13 protein-coding genes are annotated in these 15224 nt (G+C 75.2%); 4 read left to right on the forward strand and 9 right to left on the reverse strand.

Going from position 1 to position 15224, the window contains the following annotated elements:
• Positions 1–51 precede the first annotated feature (51 nt).
• From ruvX to rpsD, 5 genes are all read right to left on the reverse strand, one after another.
• Entirely contained in the window at positions 52–615 is a 564-nt protein-coding gene (gene ruvX / locus JIG38_RS12105) for a Holliday junction resolvase RuvX (protein WP_233404909.1), read from the reverse strand.
• On the reverse strand, positions 605–3274 hold the full coding sequence (gene alaS, locus JIG38_RS12110) for an alanine--tRNA ligase (RefSeq protein ID WP_199424072.1): 2670 nt from the start codon (positions 3272–3274) through the stop codon (positions 605–607). Before alaS ends, ruvX begins: the two co-directional genes overlap by 11 nt.
• Before the next feature lie 98 nt (positions 3275–3372).
• The gene (locus JIG38_RS12115) at positions 3373–3765 is read right to left on the reverse strand and encodes a hypothetical protein (protein WP_199424073.1); all 393 of its coding nucleotides are present in this window, start codon (positions 3763–3765) and stop codon (positions 3373–3375) included.
• Positions 3765–4124, reverse strand: a complete 360-nt coding sequence (locus tag JIG38_RS12120; protein WP_199424074.1) for a DUF948 domain-containing protein — start codon at positions 4122–4124, stop codon at positions 3765–3767. Before JIG38_RS12120 ends, JIG38_RS12115 begins: the two co-directional genes overlap by 1 nt.
• A gap of 159 nt (positions 4125–4283) precedes the next feature.
• Positions 4284–4910, reverse strand: coding sequence for a 30S ribosomal protein S4 (gene rpsD / locus JIG38_RS12125; RefSeq protein WP_199424075.1), 627 nt, complete (start codon positions 4908–4910; stop codon positions 4284–4286).
• A gap of 296 nt (positions 4911–5206) precedes the next feature.
• Here rpsD and JIG38_RS12130 point away from each other — a divergent pair, with 296 nt between their 5' ends.
• Positions 5207–6109: an endonuclease domain-containing protein gene (locus JIG38_RS12130; RefSeq protein ID WP_199424076.1), complete on the forward strand. Its 903-nt coding sequence runs from the start codon at positions 5207–5209 to the stop codon at positions 6107–6109.
• A 70-nt stretch (positions 6110–6179) separates the two neighbouring features.
• Here JIG38_RS12130 and JIG38_RS12135 read toward each other — a convergent pair whose 3' ends face one another.
• Positions 6180–7601, reverse strand: coding sequence for a replication-associated recombination protein A (locus JIG38_RS12135; protein ID WP_199424077.1), 1422 nt, complete (start codon positions 7599–7601; stop codon positions 6180–6182).
• A 115-nt stretch (positions 7602–7716) separates the two neighbouring features.
• Here JIG38_RS12135 and JIG38_RS12140 point away from each other — a divergent pair, with 115 nt between their 5' ends.
• Positions 7717–9951, forward strand: coding sequence for an MMPL family transporter (locus tag JIG38_RS12140; protein WP_307844864.1), 2235 nt, complete (start codon positions 7717–7719; stop codon positions 9949–9951).
• 28 nt (positions 9952–9979) lie between these two features.
• Here the strand turns inward: JIG38_RS12140 and JIG38_RS12145 are convergent, their stop codons facing one another.
• A complete protein-coding gene (locus tag JIG38_RS12145; RefSeq protein WP_199424079.1) occupies positions 9980–10756 on the reverse strand; it encodes a GNAT family N-acetyltransferase in 777 nt (258 codons plus the stop codon).
• 47 nt (positions 10757–10803) lie between these two features.
• Positions 10804–12642, reverse strand: a complete 1839-nt coding sequence (gene aspS, locus JIG38_RS12150) for an aspartate--tRNA ligase (protein ID WP_199424080.1) — start codon at positions 12640–12642, stop codon at positions 10804–10806.
• Positions 12643–12753: 111 nt separating this feature from the next.
• Between aspS and JIG38_RS12155 the strand changes: the two genes are divergently transcribed.
• Positions 12754–13215, forward strand: coding sequence for a PPOX class F420-dependent oxidoreductase (locus tag JIG38_RS12155; protein ID WP_199424081.1), 462 nt, complete (start codon positions 12754–12756; stop codon positions 13213–13215).
• On the opposite strand, the gene JIG38_RS12160 is transcribed toward JIG38_RS12155, so the two are convergent.
• Positions 13154–14911, reverse strand: coding sequence for a GMC oxidoreductase (locus JIG38_RS12160; RefSeq protein ID WP_307844865.1), 1758 nt, complete (start codon positions 14909–14911; stop codon positions 13154–13156). The two genes, JIG38_RS12155 and JIG38_RS12160, sit on opposite strands and share 62 nt — an antisense overlap.
• Before the next feature lie 85 nt (positions 14912–14996).
• Between JIG38_RS12160 and JIG38_RS12165 the strand changes: the two genes are divergently transcribed.
• Positions 14997–15212 (forward strand): hypothetical protein, encoded by a 216-nt coding sequence (locus tag JIG38_RS12165; protein WP_199424083.1) that lies wholly within the window; start codon positions 14997–14999, stop codon positions 15210–15212.
• Positions 15213–15224: the final 12 nt, after the last annotated feature.

The following is a 15224-nucleotide window of genomic DNA, read 5'->3' on the forward strand; positions in this document are numbered from 1 at the left end:
CACCCAGGGGGTGGTGGGGACCGCCGGTCCCGGCGCGGACGCCGGTCGTCGTCATGCCTCGCCCGGGGCCGCCTGGGCGGCCCCCACCAGCTCGCCCGCGCGCCGCCCGGACGCCTTCTCCGTGTCGAGCGCCGTCTGCAGGATGACCACCGCGGCCGCCTGGTCGACGACGGCCCGGTGGCGCCGGCCCGCACGGCCCGACGCGTGCAGCGCCTGGTGGGCGGTCACCGTGCTGAGCCGCTCGTCGACGAGCCGCACCGGCACGGGGGCCACCGCGTGCGCCAGCGCAACAGAATAGGCGCGAACGAGCGCGGACGCCGCACCCTCGGCGCCCGAGAGGCTGCGCGGCAGTCCCACGTAGACGACCGCGGCGGAGCGCTCGACGACCTCGGCGGCGATCCGGGCGACGTCGGCGGGCGCGGGCGCGCCCTGCGGGTCGGCGCCACCGGCGGGCGCCGGGGCCCGCGGGACGGTCTCGACCGGCGTCGCGACGAGCCCGTCGGGGTCGCTCGCGGCGAGCCCCACCCGGACCGAGCCGACGTCGACCGCGAGCCGGGCGCCGCGCGGCAGCGCGGCCGACCCGTCGCCCACCGGACCGCCGGCCTCAGCGCTCAGCGCCACGCGCGACCTCGTCCCGGACGGCGACGAGGGCGTCGGCCAGGCGGGCGACGTCGCTCCCGCCGCCCTGCGCGACGTCGTCCTTGCCGCCGCCTCCACCGCCGAGGGTCCCCGCCGCGACCTTGGCGAGCGCGCCGGCCCTGAGGCCGCGCTCGCGCGCGGCGGCGTTCGTGGCGACGAGGACGATCGGGCGCCCCTTGGCCGCGCCGCCGACGGCGACCACCGCGGGCTCCTCGCCCAGGCGTCCCCGCACGTCGAGCGCGAGGGTCCGCAGGTCGTCGGCCGACGCGACCTCACCCGCGTCGTGCGTCACCACCCGGACGCCGCCGACAGCCGCCGCGGCGTCCGCGAGGCTCCCCGCGGCCGCGAGCAGGCGGCCCTGGCGCAGCGCCGCGAGCTCCTTCTCGGCCTCGCGCAGCCGCGCGACGACGCCCGCGACGCGCTCGGGCAGCTCCTCCGGGCGCACCTTGAGCGCGTCGGTGAGCGTGGCGACGAGCGCGCGCTCGCGGGCCAGCGCCTGGAACGCCTCCATGCCGACGAGCGCCTCGACGCGACGCGAGCCCGAGCCGACCGAGGACTCCCCCGTGAGCGCGATGAGGCCGATCTGGCTCGAGTGGTCGACGTGCGTGCCGCCGCAGAGCTCGCGCGACCACGGGCCGCCGATCTCGACGACGCGGACCTGCTCGTCGTAGGTCTCGCCGAAGAGCGCGATCGCGCCCCACGCCTTGGCCTCCGGGAGCGTCATGTACTGCCACGACACCCCGAGGTCCTTGCGGATGGCGCGGTTGGCGACCTCCTCGACCTCGCTGCGCGCCGACGCCGACAGCGCCTGGTTCCACGAGAAGTCGAGCCGCAGGTAGCCGGGCTTGTTGTACGAGCCGGACTGGAGCGCGTCCGGCCCGAGCACCTCGCGCAGCGCGGCGTGCACGACGTGCGTGCCCGAGTGCGCCTGGCGCGCACCGAGCCGCCACTCGGGGTCGACCTGCGCGAGCACCTCGGTGCCCGGGCCGACCTCGCCCTCCGCGACCCGCACCGTGTGGACCACGAGCCCCTTGATGGGCCGCTGCACGTCGAGCACCTCGAGCCGGGCGCCGTCGGCCGTGATGACGCCCGCGTCGGACTCCTGACCGCCCGACTCCGCGTAGAACGGGGTGCGCTCGAGCACGACCTCGACCGTCTCGCCCTGCTCGGCGCGCGGCACGACGGCGCCGTCGCGCAGCAGGCCGCGCACGGTCGACGGCGTCGTGAGCTGGCTGTAGCCCGTGAACTCGGTCGGGCCGACGTCGCGGAGCTCGCGGTACGCGGTCGACGTCGCCGCGCCGCCCTTCTTCGCCTTCGCGTCCGCCCGGGCGCGGTCGCGCTGCGCGGTCATGAGGTCGCGGAAGCCCTGCTCGTCGACCGTGAGCCCCTGCTCCTGCGCCATCTCGAGCGTGAGGTCGATCGGGAAGCCGTAGGTGTCGTGCAGCGCGAACGCCTGCGCGCCGGCGAGCCGGGTGCCGCCGGACGTCTTCACCTGCTGGACCGCGGTGTCGAGGATCGTCGTGCCCGCGACGAGCGTGCGCCGGAACGCCTCCTCCTCCGCGTACGCGATGCGCGAGATCCGCGCGAAGTCCGTCTCGAGCTCGGGGTAGGACAGGCTCATCGCCTTCATCGAGGTCGGCAGCAGCGCGGGCATGGCCGGCTCGTCGACGCCGAGCAGCTTCATCGCGCGCACGGAGCGGCGCAGCAGGCGGCGCAGCACGTACCCGCGACCCTCGTTGGACGGCGTGATGCCGTCGCCGATGAGCATGAGCGCGGACCGGACGTGGTCCGCGACGACGCGCATGCGGACGTCGTCGTCGCGCTCGGCGCCGTACCGACGGCCGGAGAGCTCCGAGGCCACGTCGATGACGGGGCGGACCTCGTCGATCTCGTAGAGGTTGTCGACGCCCTGGAGCAGGTACGCGACGCGCTCGAGCCCCATGCCGGTGTCGATGTTCTTCTGCTTGAGGTCGCCGACGATGTCGAAGTCGTCCTTGGAGCGGACGCCGTCGATCGCGTACTGCATGAAGACGAGGTTCCAGATCTCGAGGAAGCGGTCCTCGTCGACCACCGGGCCGCCGTCGGCGCCGTACTGCGGGCCGCGGTCGATGTAGATCTCCGAGCACGGCCCGGCCGGGCCCGGCTGGCCGGTGTGCCAGTAGTTGTCCTTCTTGCCGCGCCGCTGGATCCGCTCGTCGGGCAGGCCGGCGACCTTGCGCCAGAGCTGCGCCGCCTCGTCGTCGTCGTGGTAGACGGTGACCCAGACCTTGTCGGGGTCGAACCCGAGGAAGCCGTCCGCCTGCGACCCGGTGACGAGCTCCCACGCGTAGGAGATCGCCCCCTCCTTGAAGTAGTCGCCGAAGGAGAAGTTGCCGTTCATCTGGAAGAACGTGCCGTGACGCGTGGTCTTGCCGACCTCGTCGATGTCGAGCGTGCGCACGCACTTCTGCACGCTCGTCGCGCGCTGCCACGGCGGCGTCTGCTGGCCGAGCATGTAGGGGATGAACGGGACCATGCCGGCGATGACGAAGAGCGTCGACGGGTCGGGCGAGATGAGGGACGAGCTGGGCACGACGGCGTGGTCGCGCTGCTCGAAGTAGTCGAGCCAACGGCGTCGGATCTCGGCGGTCCGCATGGTGTCCTCACGTCAGGTGGCCGGGCGGTCCCGGCCGCTGGTCGGCCGACGGCGTCGGCACTGCGGTCGTGGGCGCCTCGCACGAGGCGCCGGTCGGGTCAGAAGTCGTAGAGCGGCTCGTCGTCGTCGACGCGGCCGCGCGGGCGGCCGCGCGGCACGTCGCGAGGGCCGGCGAGGTAGCCGTCGTCGGCGGCGTCAGCGGTGCTGCCGGCCCCGTCGGCCGAGTGGCGACCAGGGCGGCGGAGCGCCGCGCGCGCGTCCCCGCCCTCCGGCTGCACGAGCAGGGTGGAGACGAGGTCGCGCTCGCGCGAGGCGAAGGCGGACCGGAACGTGGCGGCGGCGTCGTGCAGGGCGGTGCCGGCGCGCTGGCCGGCGGCCTCGACCTGCTCGGTCACCCCCGCGGGCGTGTAGCGGTGCGCGAGCCGGCGGCCGCGCTCCGCGAGCACGACGGCGGCCGCGGCGCCGAGTCCCATCCAGACGAGGCGGCGCATCACTTGAACCGGGCCGTGAGGTCGGACAGCGCCTGGCGCACGCCGTAGGAGAAGGCGGCGACCTTGATGAGCGGGCCGCCGACGGTGGCCGCGACGAGCGCGGTGAGCGCGGACACGTTCTGGCTGATCTCCGCCGCCGACGTCGTCATGGTGTCGACCTTGACGAGCTGCGCGTTCGCGGACGCGACCGTCGTGGCGGTCTCGTCGAGCACGGGCACCGTGTGGTCGGTGAGGTCCTTGACCGACTGCGTGGCCGCGTCGAACGTCCGGCCGAGCTTCCAGAGGGGCACGGCGAGGAAGCCCACGAGCAGCACGAACGCGATCGCGGCGATGAGGCCTGCGACGTCACCGAGGGACATGCTGAGGTCCTTCCTGCTGCTGGGCGGCCGACGGGGGCGACCGGCGGAGGTCGGGACGACCCTACCGGCCGCACGGGCCCGGACGACGACGCCCCGCACCCGGCAGCTGCCGGGGTACGGGGCGTCGTGCGTACGGCTGAGGCCGTGGTCGGCGTGCGGTCAGCGCGAGTAGTACTCGACGACCAGCTGGACCTCGCAGGTCACGGGGACCTCGGCGCGCTTCGGACGGCGCGTGAGCTGGGCCGACAGCTTCTCGAGCTGCACGTCCAGGTAGCCCGGGACGGCCGGCAGGACGTCGCGGTGGGCACCGGCGGCGGCGACGCGGAACTGGTCGCTCGTCTGGCTGCGCGGCTTGATCTGGAGCGTCTGACCCGGCTTCACCTGGAAGGACGGGCGGTCGACGATCTTGCCGTCGACGAGGATGTGGCGGTGCACGACGACCTGGCGGGCCTGGAGGATCGTGCGCGCGAAGCCCGAGCGCAGGACGAGCGCGTCGAGACGCGTCTCGAGGTTCTCGACCAGGGCCTCACCGGTCAGGCCCGGGGTCTTCTTGGCCTCGTCGAAGGCACGCGCCATCTGCTTCTCGCGCAGGCCGTACTGGGCGCGCAGGCGCTGCTTCTCGCGCAGACGGACGGCGTAGTCCGACTCGGTGCGGCGGCGGGCGCGGCCGTGCTCGCCGGGCGGGTAGGGCCGCTTCTCGAAGTGCTTGACGGCCTTCGGCGTGAGCGCGAGGCCGAGGGCCCGGGAGAGGCGCACCTGGCGGCGCGCGCGGGTCACAGAGGACACGTGGTACTTCCTGTCGTTGTCGTGGCACATCCCGCAGCGGACGGTCTCCGGCGGGTGTGGGACCAACCTTCGTGGTGCGGCTGAGGTCCCCAGGGTGGCTGCCCGCGACGGGCAACCGGTCAAGACTACCCCACCCCCGCGGCTCCCCCGGTCCCGCCCTCCTGGAACGGGGACGACGCGCGAACGTCGTCACCGTTCCAGGACGCGGCCGCGCGCGGCGGTGCCCAGGCGCGCGTCGTCCCCAGGCGCGGCGGTCCCGGCCGGACGGGACACGGGCCGTCGTCGAGCCTGTGCCGATGACACGACTGCCCCGCGGCTGGGTGCCGCCCGCGGCGACGCACCAGCAGGGCCTCTTCACCGCCGCCCAGGCGTGGGCCGCCGGAGCGACGCGACGCCAGGTCCAGCTGCGGCTGGCGCGCGGCGACTGGGTGCACCTGCGCGGGGACGCCATCGCCCCGGCGACGCTGGCCGTCACCCCGCTGCGGCGTGCCACCGCGATCACCCTCACCTGGCCCACCGCTGTCGCCTGCCTCACGACCGCCGCCGCCGTGCACGGGCTGCCAGTGCCGGACGACGGTGTGGACCATGCGCTCGTCGACCGCCGGACGCGCAGCCGCGGCGGTGTCCGGACGCACCTGCGCCCGCTCGGGGACCGCGACGTCGTCGTCGTCGGGGCAGCTCTCGTGACGAGCCGCCGCCGGACCGCGGTCGACTGCGTCGGGCACCTGCCCGACGCCGACTCCGAGCGCCTGCTGGCGTGGTGCGTCACGCGCGAGGTGCTCCGCCCCGCCGACATCCGGGCGGCCCTGGACACGCGCGCCGCGACGTGGGGCGCTGCACGCCTCCGACGGGCGCTCCAGGACGCGGAGCGGGGCACCCTGAGCGCCGCCGAGCGTCGGCTGCGCGACATCGCGCGGGGCGCAGGGCTCGTCGGCTGCCGGTTCGACCAGCAGATCCGCGACGAGCACGGGATCGTCGGCCGTGCCGACGCGCTCTTCCGCGCCGAGCACCTCGTGATCGAGGTCGACGGGTTCGCCTACCACGCGGTCGCCCAGTTCCAGGCGGACCGCGACAAGCAGAACCGGCTCATGCTCGCGGGCTACACCGTGCTGCGCTTCACGTGGTCCGACCTGACGGACCGGCCGCACCACGTGGTCGAGCAGATCCGCGCCACCCTGGCCGCGCTGCGTGCGGAATGAGGGAGTTCTGGAACGCCGACGACGTCCCGGCGTCGCCTTCGTTCCAGAAGTCGACCGCCCGAGCGGCCGGTCAGCGGTCGTGGAGGATCTGGCGGATGCGGGCCAGGCGCGCGGAGACGTCGCGCTCGTAGCCCCGGTCGCTCGGCTCGTAGTAGCGCGCGTCGACGAGGTCGTCCGGGGCGTACTGCTGGCTCGCGACGGCGTGCGGCTCGTCGTGCGCGTAGCGGTAGCCCGCGCCGTGGCCCAGCTTCTGGGCGCCGGCGTAGTGGGCGTCGCGCAGGTGCGGCGGCACCGTCCCGACCTTGCCCGCGCGGACGTCGGCGATCGCCGCGTCGATCGCCCTGTAGGACGCGTTGGACTTGGGCGCCGTCGTGACGTGCACCACGGCCTCGGCGAGGATGATCCGCGCCTCCGGCATGCCGATGAGCGCGACCGCCTGCGCCGCGGCGACCGCGGTCTGGAGCGCCGACGGGTCCGCCATGCCCACCTCCTCCGCCGCGGCGATGACGACGCGCCGCGCGATGAACCGCGGGTCCTCCCCCGCGACGACCATGCGCGCGAGGTAGTGCAGCGCGGCGTCGACGTCCGAGCCGCGCATCGACTTGATGAACGCGCTGATGACGTCGTAGTGCTGGTCCCCCGCCCGGTCGTACCGCACGGCCGCCACGTCGATCGCGCGCTCGACGGTCGGCAGGTCGACGACCGGCACGCCGGCGGCACCGTCGCCCGCCCCGGCCTCGCCCGCCCCGGCCTCGCCCGGCCCGGCGTCCGCGCCGCTGCGGTCCAGGGCGGCACCCGCGGCCGCCTCGAGGATCGTCAGGGCCTTGCGCGCGTCGCCGCCCGAGAGCCGCAGCAGGTGCTCCTCGGCGTCCTCGGCGAGCTCGATGGTGCCGCCCAGCCCGCGCTCGTCGGCCACCGCACGCCGCACGAGCGCGCGGACGTCGTCGGTGTCGAGCGGGCGCAGCGTGAGCAGCAGCGAGCGGGACAGCAGCGGCGAGTTCACCGAGAAGCTCGGGTTCTCGGTGGTCGCGGCCACGAGCGTGACCCAGCGGTTCTCCACGCTCGGCAGCAGCGCGTCCTGCTGCGTCGTCGAGAACCGGTGGACCTCGTCGATGAAGAGGACCGTCTCCGCCCCGCCCGTCGCGAGCCGGCGCCGCGCCTCCTCGACCACGGCGCGCACGTCCTTGACGCCGGACGTCACGCCCGAGAGCTCGACGAACCGCCGGCCCGACGTCGCCGCGATGAGGTAGGCGAGCGTCGTCTTGCCGGTGCCCGGCGGTCCCCAGAGCACGACCGACGACGGCGCCGCGCGCCGCGAGCCGTCGTCGGCCGGCTCCACGAGCCGGCGCAGCGGCGAGCCGGGCGCGAGCAGGTGCTGCTGACCGGCGACCTCCGCGAGCGTGCGGGGTCGCATGCGCACCGCGAGCGGGGTGCTGCTGCCGACGCCGGGCAGCCCCTGGCCCGTCGAGGTGACGGCGTCGAACAGGTCCATGGGCGGAGCCTACGCACGCACGGAGGGTCCGCAGGACGGCCGCCTGTCCCCCGCGTGACGCACTCCACGTGGTCCGTCGTGCGGATCGCTCGGGCCGCCTGGGATGCTGACCCTCGTGTTCGACTCCCTGGGCCGCACCGTGGCGCGCCACCCCCGCCGCACCATCGTCGTCTGGGCCGTGGTGACGGCGGCGTGCTTCGCCCTCGCGCTGCTCGGCGTCGGCGGGGAGACGCTCTTCGAGCGCCTCTCCACGGGTGCGCCCCAGGTCCCGGGATCGGAGAGCGCCGAGGCGGACGCCATCCTCGAGGAGCAGAGCTCGTCCGGCTCGAGCCTGTCCCTCGCCGTCCAGGGGGTCGACCCGCTCGACGCGGACCTCCTCGAGCCCGTGGCCGACGCGCGCGAGCGGCTGCTCGCCGTCGACGGCGTCACCTCGGTCATCGACCCCTACATGCTCCCCGAGGGCCCGCAGAGCCCCGCCGCGGCCCCGCTGCTCGCGGGCGACGGCGCAGGGTTCCTCGTCGTCGTGGAGCTCGACCCGGTGCTGGACGAGGCCGCGCAGGACGACGCGCTCGGCGCGGTCGAGGACGAGCTCGACGCCCTCGCCGCGACGCTCGGCGACGTCGTCCCCGGTGCCTCCGGCCAGGTCGGCGGCACCTCGCTCATCGTCGAGGAGATCACGAGCCAGGTCGAGAAGGACCTGGCGACGGGCGAGGCGGTGGCGCTGCCCATCGCGCTCGTCGTCATGGTGCTGGTGTTCGGCGGCTTCCTCTCGGCCGCGATGCCCATGGCGGGCGCGCTCGCGTCGATCGCGGGCGGGCTCGGCGCCGTCTACGTGCTGTCGCACTGGCTCGACATGGACTCGTCCGTCGTCAACGTCGTGACGCTCCTGGGGCTCGGCCTGTCCATCGACTACGGCCTGCTCATCGTGTCGCGGTTCCGCGAGGAGCTGCACCAGGTCCCTCCGTCCGAGGGCGCACGCGGCGGGCGACGGCGGCGCCGCGACCCGGGCGTCGAGGCCGCGCTGCGCCGCACGATGCAGACCGCGGGCCGGACGGTCGCGTTCTCGGCCCTCACGGTCGCCATCGCGATCCTCGGGCTCGTCGTCTTCGAGCCCGCGATCCTGCGCGCGTTCGGCTCGGCCGGCGTGGCAGTCATCCTCGTCGCCGTCGCGACGGCGCTGAGCCTGGTCCCCGCGCTGCTCGCGCTCGCCGGACGCCGCCTGGCGCGGCCGGGCCTGGTCAGCCGCGTCCCCGGCCTGCGCGCGGTCCTCGCCCGGACGGGCGACGTCGTCTCCGAGGAGGGCGTGTTCTCCCGGCTCGCCGAGCGCGTGCAGCGGCGTCCCTGGTGGGTGCTGCTCGGCAGCCTCGTCGTGCTCGGCGTGCTCGCCGCGCCGGCCGCGCACATGGAGCTGCGGAACTCGACCGTCGAGCTCCTGCCGCGCGGCTCGGACCAGCGCGCCTACGTCGAGACCATCGCCGAGCAGTACCCGGCGTCGGCCGCCCCGGCAGTGCGCGTGCTCGCCGAGGGCTCCCTGGACGACGTCGGCGCGTGGGCGCAGGAGCTCGCCGACCTGCCCGACGTCGCCTCGGTCGACCCGCCCGCCCCGGTCGGGCCCTACGTCGTCGTGGGCGTCCGCCCGGACAGCGACGACGCCGGCGGCGCGGTCGCCCGCAGCGTCGTCCGGGAGGTCCGCGCGCTCGACGCCCCGTTCCCGGTGCGGGTCACGGGCCCGGCCGCGAACAACATCGACTTCACGGACGCCCTCCTCGAGCGGGCGCCCTGGGCGGTGGGCATCGTCGTGCTCGCGACGTTCGTGCTGCTCTTCCTCATGACCGGGTCGGTCGTCATCCCGCTCAAGGCGCTGCTCACCAACGCGCTCTCGCTCACGGCCTCGCTCGGCGTGCTCGTGTGGGTGTTCCAGGACGGCAACCTCGCGGGCCTGCTCCAGTTCACCTCGACGGGCGGCATCGAGACCTATGTCGTCGCGCTCATCATCGCGTTCGGCTTCGGCCTCGCGATGGACTACGAGGTCTTCCTGCTCTCGCGCATCAAGGAGCTGTGGGACGGCGGGGCGACGAACGACGACGCGGTGCGGCTCGGGCTGCAGCGCTCGGGTCGGATCATCACGTCGGCGGCGCTCATCATCATCGTGGTCTTCGCGGGCTTCGTCGTCGGGAAGCTGCTCGTCATCAAGGAGGTCGGCTTCTCCCTGGCGGTGGCCGTGCTCATCGACGCGACGCTCGTCCGGATGCTCCTCGTGCCGGCGACCATGACGCTGCTCGGCCGCTACAACTGGTGGGCCCCGGGCCCGCTGCGGCGCCTGCAGCAGCGCGTGGACCTCAGCCACTGAGCGACCGCGGGTCCGCCCCGGGCCCGCGTCAGGTGGGGGGCCGGCGCGCCCCGGCCGGTCCGAACGAGACGAACTCGCCCTCGGTCGCGTACCCGAGCCGGCGGTAGATGCCGCGCGCGCGCTCGTTGTCGGCGTAGAGGCCGAGCGAGACCCACTCCGCACCCGCGCTCAGGCCGGCCCGGGTGACGGCGGCCGTGAGCGCCGCCCCGAGGTCCCGCCCGCGCGCCCGCGGCCGGACCCCGAGGCCGTGCAGGTGCCACGACAGCCCGCCCTCGTCCGAGCCGCCGCGCAGGGACGCGCCCATGACCCCGACCAGGACGTCGCCGTCGCGCACCCCGCACCACGCGGCCTCCTGGGGCCCGGTCGGGTCGGCGGTGGTGCCGGGGTTCGCCTCCGCGAGGCACGCGCGGATCGCGTCGGCATCGACGACGGGGTCGAGGCGCACGACGGCGTCCTCCGCCTCGACCGCGGGCGGCTCGTCCGCGGTGACCATCCAGTCCCACGTCGAGAACCGCTCGAGGCCGAGCCGGCCCAGCAGCGCGTCGACCGGTCCGGGCACGTCGTCGCCCCCGCCGACCGTCGACGCGCCGCGCGGCAGGCTCATCCAGCCCGCCGTGGTCGGCCGACCGTCCCGCTCACGGCCCTCGAGGCGCTCGCGGACGAGGTGCAGCGCGGCGTCCGGGTCGCCCCGACCGAGCAGCGTCGTCCGCGCCTCCCGGAGGACGGCGACGAGGATCGCGGGCGCGAGGCCCTCGGTGCTCGCCACCTCGACCCGCGACCACCGCACCCGGTCGCCCAGGAGCATGCGGTCGCCGCGCCACGGCCCCGGTAAGGTCGCGGCGTCGACCCCGCTCAGGCGCCCGCGCCCGCGTCCGCCGCGGGACCGCCGCCCGCGGGCGACGGCCGACCGCCGACGGGCGCGAGCCCGGCGGCACGGCCCTCCGGCCTGGCGTCGACCCCGGCCTCCTTGCGCTGCTCGGCCGTGATCGGCGCGGGCGCACCCGTGAGCGGGTCGAAGCCGCCACCGGACTTCGGGAACGCGATGACGTCCCGGATCGAGTCCGAGCCCGTGAGCAGCGTGAGGATGCGGTCCCAGCCGAACGCGATGCCGCCGTGCGGGGGCGCACCGAACTGGAACGCGTCGAGCAGGAAGCCGAACTTCTCCTGCGCCTCGGCCTCGCCGATGCCCATGACCTCGAACACCCGCTGCTGGACGTCGCGGCGGTGGATACGGATCGAGCCGCCGCCGATCTCGTTGCCGTTGCACACGATGTCGTAGGCGTAGGCGAGCGCGTTGCCGGGGTCCTCCTCGAAGCGGTCGACCCACTCCGGGGTGGGCGACGTGAACGCGTGGTGCACGGCCGTCCACGAGCCGCCGCCGACGGCGACGTCGTCGTCCTCGCCCGTGGGCTTGAACAGGGGCGCGTCGACGACCCAGACGAACGACCACTGCGACTCGTCGATGAGGCCGACGCGACGGCCGACCTCGAGGCGGGCCGCGCCGAGGAGCGCGCGCGCCTCGGAGACCTTGCCCGCCGCGAAGAACACGCAGTCGCCCGGGCTCGCGCCGACGGCCGCGACGAGCCCCGCGCGCTCGGCGTCGGACAGGTTCTTGGCGACCGGGCCGCCCAGCTCGCCGTCCTCGCCCACGGTGACGTACGCGAGGCCCTTGGCGCCGCGCTGCTTGGCCCACTCCTGCCACGCGTCGAACGTGCGGCGCGGCTGCGACCCGCCGCCGGGCATGACGACGGCGCCGACGTACGGCGCCTGGAAGACGCGGAAGGGCGTCTCGCGGAAGTAGTCGGTGAGCTCGACGAGCTCGAGGCCGAAGCGCAGGTCGGGCTTGTCGCTGCCGTAGCGGGCCATGGCGTCGGCGAACGTCATGCGCGGGATCGGCGTCGGGACGGTGTAGCCGATGAGCTCCCAGAGCGCGACCAGCACCTCCTCGGCGACGGCGATGACGTCGTCCTGCTCGACGAAGCTCATCTCGACGTCGAGCTGGGTGAACTCGGGCTGGCGGTCGGCGCGGAAGTCCTCGTCCCGGTAGCAGCGCGCGATCTGGTAGTACCGCTCCATCCCCGCGACCATGAGCAGCTGCTTGAACAGCTGCGGGGACTGGGGCAGCGCGTACCAGGACCCGGGCGAGAGCCGCGCCGGCACGACGAAGTCGCGCGCGCCCTCGGGCGTCGAGCGCGTGAGGGTCGGCGTCTCGACCTCGACGAAGTCCTGCGCGTCGAGGACGCGGCGTGCCGCGGCGTTGGCCTTGGCCCGCAGCCGCAGGGCGCGCGCGGGCGCCGGGCGCCGCAGGTCGAGGTAGCGGTGCTTGAGGCGCGCCTCCTCGCCGATCGTCTCGTCGAGAGCGGAGGAGACCTGGAAGGGCAGGGGCGCCGACTCGTTGAGCACGACGACGTCGGCCGCGGTCACCTCGATCTCGCCGGTCGCGAGGTTCGCGTTCTCGTTGCCCTCGGGTCGCCGGCCGACCTCGCCGGTCACCTGGAGGACGAACTCGTTGCGCAGGCCGTGCGCGACCGCCTCGTCGCGGACGACGACCTGGGCGATGCCCGACGCGTCCCGCAGGTCGATGAACGCCACGCCACCGTGATCGCGCCGCCGGTCGACCCAGCCCGTGAGGGTGACGGTCTGACCGATGTGCTCGGCTCGCAGGGAGCCGGCGGTGTGGGTGCGGAGCACGAGCGTCCTTCCAGACAGGGGGCTGGCCGTCCCGGCGTCGTGCCGGGGCCCGGCCGAGTCTAGTGGGGGCGCGCACGGCAGACTGGGCGGGCCGACCCCGAGGAGGAGCCCATGGCCCGCCGCATCGCCACCGCGGACCGCGTCGACCGCGAGCAGCTGCTCGCGTTCCTGCGGCCGCGCCACCATGCCGTGCTGCTCACGCACCGCCGCGACGGCAGCCCGCAGATGTCGCCCGTGACCTGCGGGGTCGACGACGCCGGTCGCGTCGTCGTCTCGACGTACCCCGACCGCGCCAAGGCGGTGAACGCGCGCCGCGACCCGCGCGTGAGCCTGTGCGTGGTGTCCGACGACTGGGACCCGTGGGTCCAGGTCGACGGCACCGCGGAGGTGCTGGACCTCCCCGACTCGGTCGAGCCGCTCGTCGAGTACTACCGGAACATCGCGGGCGAGCACCCCGACTGGGACGAGTACCGCGCCGCGATGGTCGCGCAGGGCAAGTCGATCCTGCGGGTCACGATCGACCGGTGGGGCCCGGTCGCGACGGGCGGCTTCCCGGCCCGCCTCGCGGACTGACCTCGCGAGCCGTCCGCGGCCGGAGCGCTGCGGGTGCGTCGGACGGCACGGCGGGTGCCCGCGGGGGGACGGGGTCCAGGCGCACGTAGCGGGTCTGGTCGGCGGGACGCGCGTCGTCGTCGCCGCGGTTCGGCCACAGGGCGACCGCCCGCTCGGCCATCGCCGTGATCGTCAGGGACGGGTTCACGCCCAGGTTCGCGCTCACGGCGGCGCCGTCGAGCACGTGCAGCGTCGGGTGGCCGTGGACCCGCTGGTAGGGGTCCAGCACCCCGGAGCGCGCGTCCGCGCCGATCGGGCAGCCACCGATGAAGTGCGCCGTCAGGGGCATGTTGGCGACGTCGCCCCAGGAGCTGCCGGGGACCCCGCCGAGCTCCTCGGCGAGCAGGCGTGCGGCGCGGTCCGCCGCGGGGATCCACGTCGGGCTCGGCTCCCCCGGCCCCTGCCGGCTGACCAGCCGCCACCCCCCGAGCCCGCGGCGCGCGCTCGTGACGAGCGAGTTGTCGAGCGCCTGCATGACGAGCGCGATGGCCGTCCGCTCGCTCCAGCGGTACGGCACACGGGACCGGACCGACGTCACCGGGCGGCGCGCGAGCTCACCCAGCCAGGTCCCGAGGATGCGCAGCCACCGCGTGCGCCGCGGCCCCCCGGTCGTGAGGACCGTCTGCAGGAGCGCCATCGCGTTGCTGCCGGCGGCGTACCGCACCGGCTCGACGTGCGTGCGCGCGTCCGGGTAGAAGGACGACGTGATCGCGACCCCGCGCGACAGCGGGCGCGCCAGGTCCGGGCGCGGGGCGCTCGCGCCGACCAGGGCCTCGGAGTTCGTCCGCGTCGCCGTCCCGAGGCGGTCGGAGACCCGCAGGTCGCCCCGGTGGCGCGCCCGGTGCAGCAGGAGCTGGGTGTGGTAGGTCCCCGCCGCCAGGACGACCTGGTCGGCGTACCAGAGCGTGCGCCGGCGGTCGGCGGTGCCGCGCGCTTCGACGCGCCAGCCGTCACCGGTCGGGACGAGGCGCGTGACCGTCGTGAGCGGGACGACGTCGGCGCCCGCGCGCTCGGCGAGGTGGAGGTAGTTCTTCACGAGGGTGTTCTTGGCGCCCACACGGCACCCGGTCATGCACGCCCCGCACTCGGTGCACGCGGTGCGCTCGGGCCCGACGCCGCCGAAGAACGGGTCGGCGACCCGCTCCCCGGGGCGGCCGAAGACGACGCCGACCGGCGCGGGCCGGACCGTCCCGCCCACACCCATCCGTTCGGCGACGGTCCGGAAGAGCACGTCCGACGCCGTCGTCGTCGGGTTCGGCCGGACGCCGAGCATGCGGGACGCCTGGTCGTACCAGGGCGCGAGCTCGGCGGCCCAGTCGGTGATGCCGGCCCACTGCGGGTCGGCGAAGAACGCGGGCAGGGGCTCGTAGAGCGTGTTGGCGTAGACGAGCGAGCCGCCGCCGACGCCCGCGCCCGCGAGCACGAGGGAGTCCGAGACCCGGTGGATGCGCTGGATGCCGTAGCACCCCAGGCGCGGCGACCACAGGAACCGCCGCAGGTCCCACGACGTGCGCGCGAACTCGTGGTCCGCGAACCGGCGGCCGGCCTCGAGGACGGCGACCCGGTAGCCCTTCTCGGTGAGCCGCAGCGCCGCGACGCTGCCGCCGAAGCCCGAGCCCACGACGACGACGTCGTACCGGTCGCCGCGTCGCTCCACGGCGCGATCCTCGCAGACCGGTCGACGTGCGCCCGTCACGCCACGGCACCGTGCGCTCGGGGCGCCGACGTCGCAGGATGGGCGCATGACCGACCACGAGAGCAGCCACAAGCACGGGGACGTCTCGAGCGAGCCGGGGGGCGCCGACGAGATCGCCGCGGCGCCCCACGCGTCGCGCGAGGGCGTCGGGGCGGGTTCCGGCCAGGGTGTCGGCGTCGGCGCGGGCGAGCCGTCGACGTTCGAGCCCGAGGAGGACCCGTCGACGCTGCCGGACGACCCCGAGGCCTCCGGCACCGCCTGAGCGAGCCGCCAG

Origin of the sequence: Actinotalea solisilvae, assembly GCF_016464425.1 — a bacterium.
GTDB lineage: Bacteria > Actinomycetota > Actinomycetes > Actinomycetales > Cellulomonadaceae > Actinotalea > Actinotalea solisilvae.